16 protein-coding genes are annotated in these 16815 nt (G+C 64.5%); 6 read left to right on the forward strand and 10 right to left on the reverse strand.

Features of this window, described 5'->3' with window-relative positions:
* The first annotated feature begins 27 nt into the window (after positions 1-27).
* The 4 genes from glnT (at position 28) to CQW31_RS00235 (ending at position 4376) form a co-directional block, all read left to right on the forward strand.
* Positions 28-1362, forward strand: coding sequence for a type III glutamate--ammonia ligase (glnT, locus tag CQW31_RS00220; RefSeq protein ID WP_054885136.1), 1335 nt, complete (start codon positions 28-30; stop codon positions 1360-1362).
* A gap of 66 nt (positions 1363-1428) precedes the next feature.
* A complete protein-coding gene (locus CQW31_RS00225; RefSeq protein WP_099813393.1) occupies positions 1429-2334 on the forward strand; it encodes a glutamine amidotransferase family protein in 906 nt (301 codons plus the stop codon).
* A 26-nt stretch (positions 2335-2360) separates the two neighbouring features.
* A complete protein-coding gene (locus CQW31_RS00230) occupies positions 2361-3035 on the forward strand; it encodes a protein glxC (RefSeq protein WP_099813395.1) in 675 nt (224 codons plus the stop codon).
* 15 nt (positions 3036-3050) lie between these two features.
* Complete coding sequence (locus CQW31_RS00235; RefSeq protein ID WP_054885133.1) at positions 3051-4376, forward strand: FMN-binding glutamate synthase family protein; 1326 nt, start codon at positions 3051-3053, stop codon at positions 4374-4376.
* Positions 4377-4504: 128 nt separating this feature from the next.
* Here the strand turns inward: CQW31_RS00235 and CQW31_RS00245 are convergent, their stop codons facing one another.
* Both CQW31_RS00245 and CQW31_RS00250 read right to left on the reverse strand, forming a co-directional pair.
* Positions 4505-5917: a cytosine permease gene (locus CQW31_RS00245; protein WP_054885132.1), complete on the reverse strand. Its 1413-nt coding sequence runs from the start codon at positions 5915-5917 to the stop codon at positions 4505-4507.
* 351 nt (positions 5918-6268) lie between these two features.
* Positions 6269-6721 (reverse strand): Lrp/AsnC family transcriptional regulator, encoded by a 453-nt coding sequence (locus CQW31_RS00250; RefSeq protein WP_054885131.1) that lies wholly within the window; start codon positions 6719-6721, stop codon positions 6269-6271.
* 111 nt (positions 6722-6832) lie between these two features.
* Here CQW31_RS00250 and CQW31_RS00255 point away from each other — a divergent pair, with 111 nt between their 5' ends.
* On the forward strand, positions 6833-7447 hold the full coding sequence (locus tag CQW31_RS00255; protein ID WP_099813399.1) for a LysE family translocator: 615 nt from the start codon (positions 6833-6835) through the stop codon (positions 7445-7447).
* A 102-nt stretch (positions 7448-7549) separates the two neighbouring features.
* Complete coding sequence (locus CQW31_RS00260) at positions 7550-9712, forward strand: ATP-binding protein (RefSeq protein WP_099813401.1); 2163 nt, start codon at positions 7550-7552, stop codon at positions 9710-9712.
* Between the two features lie 31 nt (positions 9713-9743).
* On the opposite strand, the gene CQW31_RS00265 is transcribed toward CQW31_RS00260, so the two are convergent.
* The 8 genes from CQW31_RS00265 to CQW31_RS00310 all read right to left on the reverse strand — a co-directional run bounded on the left by CQW31_RS00265 (position 9744) and on the right by CQW31_RS00310 (position 16769).
* Positions 9744-10307 (reverse strand): NUDIX hydrolase, encoded by a 564-nt coding sequence (locus CQW31_RS00265; RefSeq protein WP_099813403.1) that lies wholly within the window; start codon positions 10305-10307, stop codon positions 9744-9746.
* A 22-nt stretch (positions 10308-10329) separates the two neighbouring features.
* Positions 10330-11076 (reverse strand): GntR family transcriptional regulator, encoded by a 747-nt coding sequence (locus CQW31_RS00270; RefSeq protein WP_054885128.1) that lies wholly within the window; start codon positions 11074-11076, stop codon positions 10330-10332.
* 90 nt (positions 11077-11166) lie between these two features.
* Positions 11167-11556 carry a carboxymuconolactone decarboxylase family protein gene (locus tag CQW31_RS00275; protein WP_099813405.1) on the reverse strand — a complete coding sequence of 130 codons (390 nt, stop codon included), beginning with the start codon at positions 11554-11556 and terminating at the stop codon, positions 11167-11169.
* Between the two features lie 198 nt (positions 11557-11754).
* Complete coding sequence (locus tag CQW31_RS00280; protein WP_054885126.1) at positions 11755-12240, reverse strand: flavin reductase family protein; 486 nt, start codon at positions 12238-12240, stop codon at positions 11755-11757.
* Between the two features lie 13 nt (positions 12241-12253).
* A complete protein-coding gene (locus CQW31_RS00285; RefSeq protein ID WP_054885125.1) occupies positions 12254-13735 on the reverse strand; it encodes an aldehyde dehydrogenase in 1482 nt (493 codons plus the stop codon).
* On the reverse strand, positions 13732-14565 hold the full coding sequence (locus CQW31_RS00290) for an alpha/beta fold hydrolase (protein ID WP_054885124.1): 834 nt from the start codon (positions 14563-14565) through the stop codon (positions 13732-13734). Before CQW31_RS00290 ends, CQW31_RS00285 begins: the two co-directional genes overlap by 4 nt.
* A gap of 68 nt (positions 14566-14633) precedes the next feature.
* Positions 14634-15230, reverse strand: a complete 597-nt coding sequence (locus CQW31_RS00295) for an amino acid synthesis family protein (protein WP_003256068.1) — start codon at positions 15228-15230, stop codon at positions 14634-14636.
* A gap of 498 nt (positions 15231-15728) precedes the next feature.
* On the reverse strand, positions 15729-16769 hold the full coding sequence (locus CQW31_RS00310; protein WP_054885123.1) for an LLM class flavin-dependent oxidoreductase: 1041 nt from the start codon (positions 16767-16769) through the stop codon (positions 15729-15731).
* Positions 16770-16815: the final 46 nt, after the last annotated feature.

The raw sequence follows: 16815 nt of genomic DNA on the forward strand, positions 1-16815 counted from the left end.
TGCCCCTCACCCAGGAGTGATCAACCCATGTTGCCAGCAGAAACCCAGCGCACCCTCGACCAGTACGGCATCAAGTATGTGCTGGCGCAGTTCGTCGACATCCACGGTTCGGCGAAGACCAAGTCGGTGCCGGTATCGGGCCTAAAGATGGTGGCTGAAGAGGGCGCCGGCTTTGCCGGGTTCGCCATCTGCGGCATGGGCATGGAGCCCCATGGCCCGGATTTCATGGCCCGTGGTGACCTGTCCACATTGATCCCGGTGCCCTGGCAGCCGGGCTATGGGCGGGTGGTGTGCGTGGGCCATGTGAACGGCAAGCCGTGGCCCTACGACAGCCGTTACGTCTTGCAGCAGCAGGTGCAGCGCCTGGCCGCCAAGGGCTGGACCCTGAATACCGGCCTTGAGCCCGAGTTCAGCCTGTTTCGCCGTGACGAAGGTGGCAAGCTGCAGCTGGTGGACGCCTCCGACAACCTCGACAAGCCTTGCTACGACTACAAGGGCCTGTCGCGCTCGCGGCTGTTTCTCGAACGCCTTACCGAGGCCCTGCAGCCGGTCGGCTTCGACATCTACCAGATCGACCACGAAGACGCCAACGGCCAGTTCGAGATCAACTACACCTACAGCGAGGCGATGGAGTCGGCCGACCGCTTCACCTTCTTCCGCATGGCAGCCGGCGAGATCGCCAACGACCTGGGCATGATCTGCTCGTTCATGCCCAAGCCAGACCCCAAGCGCGCCGGCAACGGCATGCACTTCCACCTGTCGCTGGCCAGCAGCAGCAACAACAACCTGTTCCACGACCCCTCCGACAGCAGCGGCATGGGCCTGTCGAAACTGGCCTACCACTTCGCCGCCGGCCTGCTGGCCCACGGCCCGGCGCTGTGCGCCTTCGCCGCGCCCACGGTCAATTCGTACAAGCGCCTGGTGGTCGGCCGCTCGCTGTCCGGTGCCACCTGGGCCCCGGCCTTCGTTGCCTACGGCGCCAACAACCGTTCGGCGATGGTGCGCATCCCCTATGGCCGCCTGGAGTTTCGCCTGCCGGACGCCGGCTGCAACCCGTACCTGGTCACCGCAGCGATCATCGCCGCCGGCCTCGATGGCATCGACCGCCAGCTGGAGCCGGGTGAGATGTGCAACGAGAACCTCTACAACCTGAGCCTGGAAGCGATCGCCGCACGCGGCATCAAGACCTTGCCGCAGTCGCTCAAGGAAGCCGCCGACGCCCTGGAGGCCGACCCGCTGTTCCGCGAGGTGCTCGGTGCCGAGATCGTCGATGAGTTCATCAAGCTCAAGCGCATGGAGTGGGTGGAGTACTGCCGCCACGTCTCAGACTGGGAAATCCAGCGTTACACCGAATTCTTCTGACCGCCAACCCTATCCCTGGGTAGCGGCGACAGCAGCGGCTACCCACTGCCTGGAAGGAGTATCACCATGTGTGGAATCGTAGGTCTGTACCTGAAAAAGCCGGAGCTGGAAGCCCAGCTCGGCAAGCTCTTCGAACCCATGCTCGAAGCCATGACCGACCGTGGCCCGGACAGCGCCGGCTTCGCCATCTACGGTGACGAAGTGGCCGATGGCTGGGTCAAGCTGACCCTGCAGGCGACGGACATCAACTACCCCTGGGCGGCCCTGATGGGCCAGCTGGAAGGTCGCCTGGGCTGCTCGCTGGACTGGTTCCAGAACGCCAGCGCGGCGGTACTCAAGGTGCATGCCGATGAAGCCAGCGCCCGTGGCGCGCTCGCCGAACTGGCACCGGGCGTGCGCATCATGAGCGCCGGGCAGAGCATCGAGATCCTCAAGGGCATGGGCCTGCCGGCAGAAATTTCCAGCCGCTTCGGCCTGGCCGGCATGAAGGGCAGCCACATCATCGGGCATACCCGCATGGCCACCGAAAGCGCGGTGACCATGGAAGGCAGCCATCCGTTTTCCACCGGCGCCGACCTGTGCCTGGTGCACAACGGCTCGCTGTCCAACCATTTCCGTCTGCGTCAGGAGCTCAAGCGCGAAGGCATCAGCTTCGAGACCGACAACGACACCGAGGTGGCGGCCGGCTACCTGACCTGGCGCCTGCAACAGGGCGACACCCTGGCCCAGGCCCTGGATGGCGCGCTGCAAGAGCTGGACGGTTTCTTCACCTTCGCCATCGGCACCCGCAACGGCTTTGCCGTGATCCGCGACCCGATCGCCTGCAAACCGGCCGTGCTGGCCGAGACCGACGACTACGTGGCCATGGCCTCCGAGTACCAGGCCCTGGCCAGCCTGCCGGGTATAGACAAGGCCAAGGTCTGGGAGCCGGCGCCGGCCACCCTGTACGTCTGGGAACGCGAAAGCGCCTGACCCTCACCGAATCACTGGAGACATCCATGAAGACGATCGACCTTTCCAGCGCCTCGGTGCGCATGCTCAACCAGTCCCTGCATGTTGACGTGCAGGACCGTGAATGGCGGGTGACCCACCCTGACGGCAAGCACAACCTGGCGGTGGGCATCAACGCCGCCGTGTCGGTGGATATCGAAGGCCATGCCGGCTACTACTGCGCAGGCATGAACCAGCAGGCCAGCGTCACCGTGCACGGCAACGTTGGTGTCGGCGTGGCCGAGAACATGATGTCCGGCTCGGTGCGGGTCAAGGGCAGCGCCTCCCAGGCCGCCGGCGCCACCGCCCATGGTGGGCTGCTGGTGATCGAGGGCGATGCCGGCGCGCGTTGCGGCATTTCCATGAAGGGCGTGGACATCGTGGTCGGCGGCAGCATCGGCCACATGAGCTGCTTCATGGGCCAGGCCGGGCGTCTGGTCGTCTGTGGCGATGCCGGCGATGCCCTGGGCGATTCGCTCTATGAGGTGCGCATCTACGTCAAGGGCTCGGTGCAGTCGCTGGGCTCGGATTGCATCGAGAAGGAGATGCGCGCCGAGCATCTGCAAGAGCTGCAAGAACTGCTGAACAAGGCGGGCCTTGCGCACAAGGCCGCCGATTTCAAGCGCTACGGCTCGGCCCGCCAGCTGTACAACTTCAAAGTCGACAACGCCAGCGCGTACTGATCCAGGAGCATTCCCATGAGCGAACAATTCCCCCCGGTACTGCGTGAGTCGGCCACTTTCGATCGCCTGACCATCCAGGAAATCCAGCGTGCCGCCGAAACCGGCATCTATGACATTCGCGGCGGTGGCACCAAGCGCCGCGTGCCGCACTTCGACGACCTGCTGCTGCTCGGCGCCAGCGTGTCGCGCTACCCGCTGGAAGGCTATCGCGAAAAATGCGGCACCGACGTGGTGCTGGGCAACCGCTTCGCCAAGAAGCCGATCCACCTGAAGATCCCGGTGACCATCGCCGGCATGAGCTTCGGCGCGCTGTCGGCCAACGCCAAGGAGGCCTTGGGCCGTGGCGCGACCATCGCCGGGACCAGCACCACCACCGGCGATGGCGGCATGACCCCGGAAGAGCGTGGTCAGTCGCAGCACCTGGTCTATCAGTACCTGCCTTCACGCTATGGCATGAACCCCGATGACCTGCGCAAGGCCGACGCCATCGAGATCGTCCTCGGCCAGGGCGCCAAGCCGGGCGGTGGCGGCATGCTGCTGGGCATGAAGGTGACCGAGCGCGTGGCCGGCATGCGCACCTTGCCGATCGGCGTCGACCAGCGCAGCGCCTGTCGGCACCCTGACTGGACCGGCCCGGACGACCTGGCGATCAAGATTGCCGAGATCCGTGAAATCACCGACTGGGAAAAACCGATCTACGTCAAGATCGGTGCCAGCCGCCCGTACTACGACGTCAAGCTGGCGGTGAAGGCCGGCGCCGACGTGATTGTGCTCGACGGTATGCAGGGCGGCACGGCGGCCACCCAGGAAGTGTTCATCGAGCACGTCGGCATCCCGATCCTGCCGGCCATTCCACAGGCGGTGCAGGCGCTGCAGGAGATGGGCATGCACCGCAAGGTGCAACTGATCGTCTCCGGTGGCATCCGCAACGGTGCCGACGTGGCCAAGGCGATGGCGTTGGGTGCCGATGCCGTGGCCATCGGTACGGCGGCGCTGATCGCCTTGGGCGACAACCATCCGCGGCTGGACGCTGAGCTGAAGAAGATCGGCTCGGCCGCCGGGTTCTATGACGACTGGCAGAACGGCCGCGATCCGGCCGGCATCACCACACAGGACCCGGGCCTGGCCAAGCGCCTCAACCCGGAGGAGGCCGGCCGGCGCCTGGCCAACTACCTGAGGGTGCTGGTGCTGGAAGCGCAGACCATGGCTCGCGCCTGCGGCAAGTCGCACCTGCACAACCTCGACCCCGAGGACCTGGTGGCGCTTACCGTCGAGGCCGCTGCCATGGCCCGGGTGCCGCTGGCAGGAACTGCCTGGGTACCAGGACAGGCGCAGTACTGACTGGACCATTGGGGCCGCTTTGCGGCCCTTTCGCGGGTAAACCCGCTCCCACAGGGATATCACAAGTTTCAAGTCTTGAGTTTCCCTGGGGGAGCGGGTTCACCCGCGAAGAGGCCGGTGCAGATGAATCAGTGCCCCATTGCCAACTTGGCAGTGGTCTGCCGACGGCGATAGGCACTGTCACGGCTGGCCAGCCACCAGTACAGCGGCGAGGTCACTGCCAGGCCCACCAGCCACGACAGGTCAGCGCCGTTGATGTGCTCGGAGATCGGCCCGACGTACAGCGGCGTGTTCATGAACGGAATCTGCACCACGATACCCACCACATAAGCAATCAGTGCCTGGGGGTTGTAACGGCCGTAGATGCCGCCATCGACCTTGAAGATCGACTGGATGTCGTAGTCGCCCTTGTGGATCGCATAGAAGTCGATCAGGTTGATCGCCGTCCACGGCACCAGCACCACCAGCAGCACCAGCACCATGTCGACGAAGTGGCCGATGAAGTCGGCCGAGGCGAACACCGCCACCACGCAGCAGGCGGCCAGCACGATCAGCGACAGCACCGCACGGCTCTTGGCGGTGGGGATCCAGCGGTAGGCGAAGGTCTGCACCAGGGTGATGATCGACAGCACCGCGCCATACAGGTTGAGGGCGTTGTGGCTGATCACGCTGAGCAGGAACAGCACCAGCATCACCGGGCCGAGGGTGCCGGTGGCGAGCTTGACTGCATCCATGGTGTCCACACCTGCAGGGATCGCCAGCACCGCCACGGCGCCGAAGATGAACGACAGGCTCGAACCCAGCGCCGAACCCAGGTAAGTGGTCCAGAAGGTCGAGCTGACTTTCACGTCTGCCGGCAGGTAGCGCGAGTAATCCGACACATACGGGGCGAAAGCGATCTGCCACAGCGCTGCCAGCGACACGGTGGCCAGCCAGCCGGCCAGGTTGAAGCCGCCACGGGTGAGGAAGTCGTCACTTTGCACATGGCTGAAAATGTAGCCGAAGCCGACCACGATGCCGATGCCCAGCACCCAGGTGCCGATGCGGTTGAGCACGTGGATGAAGCGGTAGCCGATGATGCCGATAATGCCCGACCCCAACGCACCGATGACGATGCCCACCGGCACCGGTACGGCCTCGACCACCCCATGCAGCGACTTGCCAGCCAAAACGATATTGGAGGCGAAGAAGCCGATGTACATCACCCCGGCGATCACCACCACCAGCAAGGCGCCGAGCGTGCCGAACTGGGCGCGGCTCTGGATCATCTGCGGGATACCCATCTGCGGGCCCTGGGCCGAGTGCAGCGCCATCAGCACGCCGCCGACCAGGTGGCCGACCAGGATGGCGACGATGCCCCACACCAGGTTCAGGTGAAACAGCTGCACGCCCAGCGCGCCGGTGACGATGGGCAGCGGCGCGATGTTGCCGCCGAACCACAATGTGAACAGATCCCTTACCTTTCCATGGCGGTCTTGCGGCGGTACATAGCCGATCGTGTGTTTTTCTATGAGGGGTGCCGAATTGGCTGCACTGGTCATGACTGACTCCAAGGCAAGGTGGGGCATCGGGTGCTGCCCGGATGCGTGCCGGCGAAGGGCGACGCGTTCTTGTTGGAGCGATGATGCGGGGCGCGGGGATAACGAGAAATTAGTAAATATGTGCCCATAAACCTTAAAAAACCTAAGGCTGACAAAAGGTTAAGCGGTGGACGGTAGCAAGGAGGGTGCCAGTAGGCTGGAGGGCTTGTGATAGAGGGCGTTGCGACGGTGGGCGGCAATAAGGGTGGGCCGTGTTGGTGCACAGCGAGCCTTTACAGGGCAGCTTGAAGGTTTGCCTGTACCGGCCTCTTCCCGGGCTTGCCCGCGAAGAGGCCGGTACAGGAGAAAATGCTACATCGGCAATAACCGGTCCTGAATCACTTCCTTCATCACCAAGGTCGAACTCAGGCGTTTCACATTGGGAATGCTGGTCAGTTGCTCGTCATACAGTTTCTGGAAGGCTGGCAAGTCCTTGGCCACCACATGCAACAGGTAATCCGGGTCGCCGAACAGCCGCTGGGCCTCGACGATCTGCGCAATCTCCGCCAGCGCCGCCTCGAAATCCGCCACCGGCTGGCGGGTTACCTCGCGCAGGGTGACGAACACCAGCGCGGCAAAGTTCAGCCCCAATGCGCTGGGCGCCAGGCGCGCGTGGTAGCCAAGGATGGCGCCAGACTCCTCCAGCGCCTTCAATCGCCGATGGCAAGGTGAGAGGCTGAGACCGACACGGTCGGCCAGCTCAGTCACCGAGAGGCGACCGTCTTTTTGCAGTTCAGCAAGGATCTTTCGGTCTGTTCTGTCCACCGGGAAGAATCTTCCAGAAAAAATGGCTAGAGGGGAAATATACGAAAGAAAATCCCTTGGCGGAATCCGTAGGCTTTCTTCACCCGCAAACTGTGTGAAAGGAAGACTCAAGTGGCAATCAGCCTGCTGTCCGCGTTCTGGGCCGTGTCGTTGTTGTTCGTGATTACCCCCGGTGCCGACTGGGCCTATGCCATCTCTGCCGGGATGCGCGGGCGCTGGGTAATGCCTGCGGTGGCGGGCATGTTGTCAGGGCATTTGCTCGCCACCCTGGTGGTGGCGGCAGGGGTGGGCAGCCTGCTGGCTGGTCACCCGCTGGCGATGACCCTGCTGACCCTGGCTGGCTGCGCCTACCTGTTGTGGTTGGGCGGCAACCTGCTGCTGAGCCCGGCTGCGCCAGAAGCCGCGCAGGCCAGCGTGGGCGAGTCGGGATCGCGCTGGGCATTCAAGGGCTTTTGCGTGAGCGGGCTCAACCCGAAGGTATTTCTGTTGTTCCTGGCCTTGTTGCCGCAGTTCACCGACCCGCACTCCAGCTGGCCGGTGCCATTGCAGATCCTGCTGCTGGGGCTGGTGCACCTGTGCAGTTCGCTGGTCATCTATTCGCTGGTGGGTTACGGCGCCAAGGCGGTGTTGAGCAGCCGACCCGGCGCGGCCAGGTGGGTAGGGCGCGTGTCTGGCATGGCAATGGTGGCGGTGGCGCTGGGGTTGATTGGCGGCCAGCTGCGCTGAACGCAGCACCGCTGATCGCCCGGCAAAATTCAGTGGAACGAACGGCTGGTTGCAGGTCTCCTATCCACAGATGGATGGCAATGTGCCCGGGACCTCCCAGACATGAGATCGCTTCAGCAACACAACACGGACACCCTGAAACCCCCGTCGAACTTCTTGCTCAACGGCGGCAGCATTGGCAATTTGCTGCAGACAATGGACTGGAGTGGCTCGCCGCTGGGCCCGCCACATAGCTGGTCACCGCACCTGCAGGCGGTGATGGCCATGCTGCTACCGGCACAAGCTCAGTTCGTACTGTTCTGGGGCGAAGCCTATGTGGCCCTGTACAACGATGCCTACGCCCCGACGATCGGCACCAAGCACCCTCATGCACTCGGTCGGCCAGCGCAGGAGCACTGGAGCGAACTGTGGGACGACCTCGAACCGCTGCTGCGCGGCGTGCGTGAAACCGGCCAGACCTTCTGGGCCAAGGATCGCCCTTTCTATATAGAACGCCGGGGCCTTGGCGAAACCGTGTATTTCGACGTGTCCTATTCTGCGGTGCGTGAAGCCGATGGCAGCGTCGGCGGCGTATTGTGCCTGGTCGCCGACACCACCGAGCGGGTGCGTTTCCAGCAGCGCCAGGCGTTCTTGCTGGAACTGGGCCGGACCTTGCCAGGGCTGGGCGAGGCCGAGCGCATCGAGGCCTATGCGGTCAGGCGCCTGGCGCAGGAGCTGGGTGCTGCACGGGTGTGCTTCGGTGAGGATCAGGGCGACGGCCGCAGTTTCCGGGTGGCCCATGACTGGGCCGACGGCTTGCCCTCCCTGGTCGGTCAGCATGACTACGCCACCTTTGGCACGACGCTGCGAGAGCAGTTGGCGGCGGGCCAGGTGGTGCAGCAGGCCTACCAGGCACGCCGCGATGGCTTGTGCACCACGCTGCATGTCCCGGTGTTGCGCGCCGGGCGCCTGGAGGCGATGCTGGGCGTGCACTTCCATACCCCGCGCCAGTGTTTTGAAGACGACTGTCAGTTGGTCGAGGAAGCGGCCAAGCAGACTTGGGCCGCCATCACCCACGCCCGTGCCGAGCGCGCGCTGCACCTGCTCAACGAAAGCCTGGAGGACCGCGTCGCGGCGGTGCTGGCCGAGCGCGAGGCGGCCATGTTGCAGTTGCATGAGGCCCACAAGCTGGAAATGATCGGGCAGTTGACCGGTGGCATCGCCCACGACCTCAACAACATGCTCACGCCGATCATCGCCTCGTTCGAACTGCTGCGCCGACACCCTCAATCCGAACGTGCCCCGCGCCTGATCGAAGGCGGCCTGCAGGCGGCCGAGCGGGCGCGCAACCTGGTGGGGCGCCTGCTCAGTTTCGCCCGGCGCCAGACGCTCAAGCCGCAGCCGGTGTCGCTGGCGGACCTGGTGGTGGACATGCGCGAGCTGATGGCCCGCTCGCTAGGGCCGACCATTGCCGTTCAGGTGCAGATAGACCCGGCACTGCCCTCGGTGGTGGCTGACCCCCACCAACTGGAACTGGCCTTGCTCAACCTGGTGGTCAATGCCCGCGACGCCATGCCCGACGGCGGAGCGCTGCAGATCAGGGCCGGGCTCGATGCCGACGGCCCGCCCCGGCCATCGGGCCTGGCTGCGTCGCGCCTGCTCTGGTTGCAGGTGCGTGACAATGGCTGCGGCATGGATGAAGAGCAATTACGCCGCTGCATCGAGCCGTTCTACTCGACCAAGGGCGTGGGCAAGGGCACCGGCCTGGGGCTGCCGATGGTTCAGGGCCTGGCGTTGCAGTCGGGTGGGGGCTTCGCCATCGATTCGCAGGTGGGGCAGGGCACGACGGCCACGTTGTGGTTGCCGCTCAGCGATGTGGCGGCGCCTTGCAAGGACAGCGAAATACCCGAGGCGCCGCAGGCTGACCGGCCCTACCGTGTACTGCTGGTGGATGATGAGGAAATCGTGCGCCATGCCACCGCCGCGCAGTTGCGCGACCTGGGTTATGACGTGACCGAGGCCGGCAATGCGGCGGCGGCACTGCATCTGCTGGAGCGGGGGTGGCTACCGGATGTGCTGGTCACCGACCATGTCATGGCCGAGATGACCGGTGTGCGTTTTGCCCAACAGATGCGCGAGCGGCGGGTGGATCTACCGGTGCTGATCATCACCGGTTATGCCAACCTCACGCCGCGGGAACTCAAGGGTTTCGAAGTGCTGCGCAAGCCTTACCGGCAGGCGGAACTGGCGCAGAGCGTCGCACGTTTGCTGGCCAACCCGCGTTAAAGGGCGGTGCCGGCGCTGAGGCCGGCACGCCTCAGCGCATGAAATGCACCTTGCCGGTGTCGTCATTGCCCATGTAGATGCCGTACACCCCGGCCTGGCGCTCGAGGATGTAGCGCTCGAGAATCTGCCGGATCGCCGGGTAATAGATGTCGTCCCAGGGAATCTCGTCAGGGGCGAAGAACTGGTACGCCAGCGTCTCCGGCCCATACTGCCCGGTCTCCTCGGTGGCGATGGCGCGGAAGATGATGTACACCTCGCTGATCTTCGGCACGCTGAAGATCGAGTAGGGCGAGACGATGTCGGCGCGCACGCCGCTTTCTTCCCAGACCTCGCGCAAGGCTGCCTGCTCGGTGGTCTCTCCGGCTTCCATGAACCCGGCCGGCAAGGTCCAGGTGCCCGGGCGCGGCGGGATGGCGCGCTGGCACAGCAGGTACTTGCCGTCACGCTCGATAATGCAGCCGGCGATGATCTTCGGGTTGATGTAATGGATATACCCGCAGCGGCTGCAGTGCAGGCGTTCGTGGGTGTCGCCGGTGGGTACGCCCCGGGCCAGCTCCGTGGTGCAGTGTGGGCAGTAGCGCGGGGCGTTGGGCATGGTCAGCGGCCTGTGCAGGGGCTTATATACGTGGGTCCTTCAGGGCCAGGGGCTCGACCATGTCGCGCACCTTGGGGTTGTCGTCCTGCTTCTGGCGCAGGTACTCCAGGGCCACTTTGGCGGCGGCGCGCACGTGATCGACCGATGCCTGGTGGGCCACCAGCGGGTCGCCGCTTTTGATCGCCTCGACGATCTTTTCCATTTCACGGTTACTGGCGCCGCGGCGGTTCTCCTGCGACACCGAGGTAGCCCGCAGGTAGCTGATGCGTGCCTGCAGCTGGCGCAGCTGCTGGGCTGCAACCTGGTTGCCGGAGCCTTCCAGAAGCACATCGTAGAAGCCTTGTACCGAGTCCAGCACCTGCTGCAGCTCGCCTTCTTCCAGGGCTTCGCGGTTGACTTCGAGCGCGCGCTCCAGGGCACGGATGTCCTTGGCCTTGGCGTTGAGGGTAAACAGCTGCACGATCAGGCCTTCGAGCACGCAGCGCAGCTCGTAGATGTCGCGGGCGTCTTCCAGGGTAATGATGGCCACGCGCGGGCCCTTGGCATCGGCGAATTCCACCAGTCCTTCGGACTCGAGGTGGCGCAGCGCTTCGCGCACCGAGGTGCGGCTGACGCCGAGGCGGTCGCAGAGGTCGCGCTCGACCAGGCGGTCGCCCGGCAGCAGGTGGAAGTTCATGATCGCGCCGCGCAGCTTGTCGAGCACGATTTCGCGCAGGGTAACGGGGTTGCGATTGACCTTGAAGCTGTCGTCGAGGGGCTGGCGTTTCATCAAGTGCGCTCTGAATGAGGCTGCACGTCCGCAACCGCAATAGCACCACGAACCATCGGTGCTCCTTGCGTGGGTTCGAACAGCCCGCGGTTAACGGGTTGACTCCGCATCGGCTTCTGCGAACGCTTCGCGGGCCAGGCGGAAGCTGTCCACCGCCGCGGGCACGCCGCAATAAATGCCGACCTGGAGCAGGATCTCGCGAATCTGTTCACGGCTCAGGCCATTACGCAATGCGCCGCGAATATGCAGCTTGAGCTCGTGGGGCCGGTTGAGCGCGGAAATCATGGCCAAGTTTATCATGCTGCGCTCTTTCAGCGAGAGGCCTTCGCGGCCCCAGACGTGGCCCCAGCAATACTCGGTGACCAGCTCCTGCAGCGGCTGGGTGAACTCATCGGCATTCTGGATCGAGCGGTTGACGTACGCCTCGCCCAGCACCTGGGTGCGGATCTGCAGGCCTTTCTCGTACTTTTCGTTACTCATGCGCAGTACTCCGGATTAAAACAGGGGCCGCAACCGAGGGTGAGACGATTAGCGCGGCCCCTGAAAAACAGGGTCATCGGTGTTGGCTTCTTCGCGGGCAAGCCCGCTCCCACAGGGACTGCACAGGTTTCAGCATCTGTGCGATCCCTGTGGGAGCGGGTTTGCCCGCGAAGGCCCCAGCATCGACCTGACGGGTGATCAGCCCAGCGGCGGCAGGGCACCCAGCTTGCCTTTGTGGTAGACCATCGGCGTCACCGGCTCGGCCGGCAGCACCAGGTTCTTCACCGCGCCGACGATGATCGCGTGGTCGCCGCCGTCGTACTCGCGCCACAGTTCGCACTCGATGATCGCGGTGGCCTTGGTCAGCAGCGGGTTGCCCAGTTCGCTCAGCTGCCACTCGATGCCTTTGGCCTTGTCCTTGCCCTTGCCGGCGAAGGCGTAGGCCTCGGCGGTCTGGTCGGCGGACAGCAGGTGAATGGCAAACTGCTTGCTGTCACGCAGGATCGGGTAGGTGTCCGAAGCGTAGTTGGGGCAGAACAGCACCAGCGCCGGGTCGATCGACAACGCGCTGAACGCGCTGGCGGTGATGCCGACGATGCCGCCGTCGGCGTCCAGAGTGGTGACCACGGTGACGCCGGACGGGAACGAGCCCATCACGTCTTTGTAGATGCCTGGTTCGATCATCTCGTGCTACCTCTTAGCGCATCACAAACGGGTCGGGCATCGGCGCGGTGGACAGGTTGATCCACACGGTCTTCAGCTCGGTATAGGCCAGCACCGAATCGATGCCGCTCTCGCGGCCGTAGCCGCTGTTCTTGAAGCCGCCGATCGGCGCCATGGCCGACACGGCGCGGTAGGTGTTGACCCAGATGATCCCCGAACGCACATCGCGGGCCAGACGGTGGGCCCGCCCCAGATCGCGGGTCCAGATGCCGGCAGCGAGGCCGAACTGCGAGTCGTTGGCGATGGCCAGCGCCTCTTCTTCGGTCTTGAAGCGGATCACCGCAGCGACCGGGCCGAACACCTCTTCCTGCATGATGGTCATCGAGTTGCTGTCGCACTCGAACAGGGTCGGCTCGTAGAACCAGCCGTCACCCTCGACCTCGGCCCGTTTGCCGCCCATGTGCAGCCTGGCGCCTTCGGCCTTGGCCGCGGCGACCAGGCCCTCGACCACGGCCAGCTGCTGTGCGGTGGCCATCGGGCCCATTTCGCTGGCGTCGTCCTGCGGGTTGCCGATGCGGATGCGCTTGGCGCGGGCAATCAGGCGCTCGACGAATTCGTCGAAGATCTCGTCCTGTACCAGCAGGCGCGAGCCGGCCACGCAGCTCTGGCCGGAGGCTGCATAGATGCCGGCCACGGCGCCGTTGATGGCGCTGTCCAGGTCAGCGTCGGCGAAGATGATGTTGGGCGACTTGCCGCCCAGTTCCAGCGACAACTTGGCAAAGTTCTCGGCGCTGCTGCGCACCACATGGCGAGCAGTGGCGGCGCCGCCGGTGAAGGCGATCTTGCGCACCAGCGGGTGACGGGTCAGGGCTGCGCCGGTGCTTGGGCCGTAGCCGGTGACCACGTTGACCACGCCGGCCGGGAAACCGGCTTCGAGGGCCAGACGAGCCAGTTCCAGGATCGTCGCCGAGGCGTGCTCGGACGGCTTGAGCACGATGGTGTTACCGGCGGCCAGGGCCGGTGCCAGCTTGATCGCGGTCAGGTACAGCGGACTGTTCCACGGGATGATTCCGGCCACCACGCCGATCGGCTCATGCACGGTGTAGGCGAACAGGTCCGGCTTGTCCAGCGGCAGGGTGCCGCCTTCGAGCTTGTCGGCCAGTCCTGCGGTGTAGTGGAAGAACTCTGGCAGATAACCGACCTGGCCACGGGTTTCGCGGATCAGCTTGCCGTTGTCACGGCTTTCCAGCTGGGCCAGGTGCTCCTTGTTCTCGGCGATCAGGTCGCCCAGGCGACGCAGCAGCTTGCCGCGCGCAGTGGCGGTGATGCTGCGCCATTGTTTGCTGTCGAAGGCACGCTGGGCGGCCTGGACGGCCAGCTCGACATCGGCTTCGTCGGCGTCGGGCAGTTGCGCCCAGGCCTGGGCAGTGGCCGGGTTGAGGCTGTCGAAGGTCTTGCCGCTCTGGGCATCGAGCCATTGGCCATCGATGCACATCTGGAAACGAACGAGGGTCATGCAACAATCCCCTTGGCGGATTCGGTGAGGGTGCGGGCTTGGGCGAGGAAGTCCAGCAGCATCTTGTTGACTTCCCGGGGTGCTTCCACTGGCATCATATGCCGTTGCTCGGCGAGGACCACGCTTTGTGCGCCAGGAATGCTGGCGGCGAGCTGGCGGGTCATGGCCGGAGTGGAGCCCGAGTCGAGTTCGCCGGTGGCGATCAGGGTCGGCACCTGAATGCTGCCCAGGTCGCCGGCGCGGTACATGTCCTGGGTGGCGAACAGCGAATAAGTGGTGTGGTAACCCTGCGGGTCGTTGTTCGCCAGCACTTGGCGAATGGCAGCGACCTGCGCCGGGTTGGCAGCCTTGTATTCACGGCTGAACCAGCGGTCGAGAGCGGCGTCGACGTTGGCATCGGGGCCGAGCTCCGCAGCCTGGGCGGCGCGGGCGATGACGCCGGCACTCTGTTCAGGGGTGCGGTTGAACACGCTGTTGAGCACTACCAGCGCAGCCAGGCGCTGCGGGTAGTGGAGGGCGAATGCACGGGCGACCAGGCCACCCATGGAGAAGCCGATCACGGTGGCTTGTTGAATCTGCAGGTGGTCGAGCAGTTCGGCCAGCTGGGCGGCATAGCCTTCCAGGCCGGTGTCGGCGGCCGGCAGCGCGCTCTGGCCGTGGCCGAGCATGTCGTAGGTGATGACGCGGTAGTCATTGGCCAGGCCAACGATCTGCCCGCCCCACATTTCCTTGTTCAGGCCCACGCCGTGGATCAGTACCACAGGTTGGCCCTGGCCGACGGACAGGTAGCTGGTGCCGGCGGGTGTGCGTTCAGCGACAGGCTGAATCATGGAGGGCGCTCCTTGAAGGTCGGGCGCGGCGGGTAAGCACGCCACGCCCCGGCCCGTCTTGGTTGTTGTTATTGAGCGTTGGCTTTTTCGGCAGCCAGTTCTTCCAGGTCGATGTAGCGGTTGCCGATGCGCGGGTGCAGGCGGCCACCATCGGCGGCGCCCAGGACCACAACGATTTCATCGGCGCGCGGAGCGTCTTCGATCTGCATTTCCAGGGTGATGTAGTGCGAACGCAGGCCTTCGTCGTCCTTCTGCATCATCGGGATCTGGATCGAGGTGCCTGGGCCGCCGCGCTTGTTGGTGAAGCTCAGGTAGCTCTTGGCCTGTACCGCTTCGCGGTAGTGGTTGCCGAAGCGCAGGGTGTGGATCACCGCCGAGGCGTGCTCGATCTCACCATCGGCGCCGACCACTGCGGCCTTGCCGTAGGCTTCGATCTTGTCGGCGCCGCCGATGGCAGCGGTCAGGCGCTCGACCATCAGGGCACCCAGCTCCGAGCAGTTGGCGCGGATTTCCGGCTTCAGATCTTCAACGAAACCGCGACCGGCCCATGGGTTCTTGATCACGACGGCCAGGCCGACCATGGTCACCGGCTTGTCGGTGGCCTTGCCGCCTTCGATGCGGGTCTCTTCGGAGTAGGTGACGATCTTGCGGATTTCGAAACTCATGGGTGGCTCCTGGTGAGGGTTATCAGCTCTTGTTGTCTGATGGTATACCATAATATTTGTTGCGCAAGAGGTGGCTTGAAATTTCTCTTGCGGGGGGACGAAAGGTGGGGTCCGCCTTGAGTTGTATGGCGCCTGTGAGATCGAGCGCCGCCCGCGCGGCGCATCGCGGGCAAGCCCGCTCCCACATCTGTTTCAGGCCAGTTACTCCTGTTCCGCCAACAGGATCCGCCTTGGTGCATGACTGGAGACAGGTGGGGCTGCATCAGCGCCCACCGAGATGCATCGCCATGCCAACAAGGCGGTCCCTGTTGGCTTCACAGGAGAGATTGGCCCGAAACAGATGTGGGAGCGGGCTTGCCCGCGATGCGCCGCGCGGGCGGCGCTCGATCTCAAACACACCACAAAATCCAAGGCGTACACCCCAAAAAAAGCCCGCTCACGCGGACACAAGGGCCCACGGGAGCGGGCGCGTCCCGCAATGTCTCAGGCAATGGGAATTCAGGCGAAGGCCGGCACCACTTCCTTGATGAACAGCTCGAGCGACTTCTTCTTCTCGGCGTGGGGCAGGCTGTTGTCGCACCAGAAGCTGAACTCGTCGACACCGAGCTCCTGGTAGTACTTGATGCGGGCGATGATCTCTTCCGGGGTGCCGATCATGGTGTTCTTGCGGATGTTCTCCAGTTGGAACGCCGGCACTTCGGCAAACTTCGACTCAGGGCTCGGCTCGAGGAAGCCGTTGACCGGGGTGGTCTTGTTGCCGAACCAGGCATCGAAGGTGCGATAGAAGCGCGAGATGGCCTGGGCGCCGATTTTCCAGCCTTCGGGCTCGGACGGGCTATGCACATGGGTGTGGCGCAGCACCATCAGTTGCGGGCGCGGTACGTCCGGGTTGTTGTCGAGAGCGGCCTGGAACTTGTTCTTCAGGTCCAGTACTTCTTCGTCGCCCTTCATCAGCGGGGTGACCATGACGTTGCAGCCGTTGGCCACGGCAAAGTTGTGCGAGTCCGGGTCGCGGGCGGCGATCCACATCGGCGGGGTGGCGTTGAACGGCTTCGGTACGCTGGTGGAGGTCGGGAACTTGTAGACTTCGCCGTCATGGGCGTAGTCGCCTTCCCACAGCTTGCGCACCACCGGGACCATTTCGCGCAGGGCCTTGCCGCCGTCGGTGGCCGGCATGCCACCGGCCATGCGGTCGAATTCGAACTGGTAGGCACCACGGGCCAGGCCCACTTCCATGCGGCCGTTGCTGATCACGTCGAGCAGGGCGCATTCGCCAGCCACGCGGATCGGGTTCCAGAATGGCGCGATGATGGTGCCGGCACCCAGGCGGATTTTTTCGGTGCGCGCGGCGAGGTACGCCAGCAGCGGCATCGGGCTTGGCGAGATGGTGTACTCCATGGCGTGGTGTTCGCCGATCCACACGGTGCTGAAACCGCCGCGCTCGGCCATCAGGGTCAGTTCGGTCAGGTCTTCGAACAGCTGGCGGTGGCTGACCTGTTCATCCCAACGTTCCATGTGCACGAACAACGAAAATTTCATGGGGCTTTCCTCAACGCTTGAAAGTGTCTGTCGCCAGGCTGCGCAG

It is taken from the genome of Pseudomonas sp. 382 (assembly GCF_002759075.1).
Taxonomy (GTDB): domain Bacteria; phylum Pseudomonadota; class Gammaproteobacteria; order Pseudomonadales; family Pseudomonadaceae; genus Aquipseudomonas; species Aquipseudomonas vlassakiae.

Bases quoted from the DNA above. Each gene is read 5' to 3' on its own strand.
- CQW31_RS00270 (WP_054885128.1), bottom strand. From the start codon at position 11,076: ATGAAACGCCAGCCCCTCGACGACAGCTTCAAGGTCAATCGCAACCCC.
- CQW31_RS00235 (WP_054885133.1), top strand. From the start codon at position 3,051: ATGAGCGAACAATTCCCCCCGGTACTGCGTGAGTCGGCCACTTTCGAT.
- CQW31_RS00265 (WP_099813403.1), bottom strand. From the start codon at position 10,307: ATGCCCAACGCCCCGCGCTACTGCCCACACTGCACCACGGAGCTGGCC.
- CQW31_RS00230 (WP_099813395.1), top strand. From the start codon at position 2,361: ATGAAGACGATCGACCTTTCCAGCGCCTCGGTGCGCATGCTCAACCAG.
- CQW31_RS00245 (WP_054885132.1), bottom strand. From the start codon at position 5,917: ATGACCAGTGCAGCCAATTCGGCACCCCTCATAGAAAAACACACGATC.
- CQW31_RS00290 (WP_054885124.1), bottom strand. From the start codon at position 14,565: ATGATTCAGCCTGTCGCTGAACGCACACCCGCCGGCACCAGCTACCTG.
- glnT (WP_054885136.1), top strand. From the start codon at position 28: ATGTTGCCAGCAGAAACCCAGCGCACCCTCGACCAGTACGGCATCAAG.
- CQW31_RS00275 (WP_099813405.1), bottom strand. From the start codon at position 11,556: ATGAGTAACGAAAAGTACGAGAAAGGCCTGCAGATCCGCACCCAGGTG.
- CQW31_RS00280 (WP_054885126.1), bottom strand. From the start codon at position 12,240: ATGATCGAACCAGGCATCTACAAAGACGTGATGGGCTCGTTCCCGTCC.
- CQW31_RS00225 (WP_099813393.1), top strand. From the start codon at position 1,429: ATGTGTGGAATCGTAGGTCTGTACCTGAAAAAGCCGGAGCTGGAAGCC.
- CQW31_RS00260 (WP_099813401.1), top strand. From the start codon at position 7,550: ATGAGATCGCTTCAGCAACACAACACGGACACCCTGAAACCCCCGTCG.
- CQW31_RS00310 (WP_054885123.1), bottom strand. From the start codon at position 16,769: ATGAAATTTTCGTTGTTCGTGCACATGGAACGTTGGGATGAACAGGTC.
- CQW31_RS00295 (WP_003256068.1), bottom strand. From the start codon at position 15,230: ATGAGTTTCGAAATCCGCAAGATCGTCACCTACTCCGAAGAGACCCGC.
- CQW31_RS00285 (WP_054885125.1), bottom strand. From the start codon at position 13,735: ATGACCCTCGTTCGTTTCCAGATGTGCATCGATGGCCAATGGCTCGAT.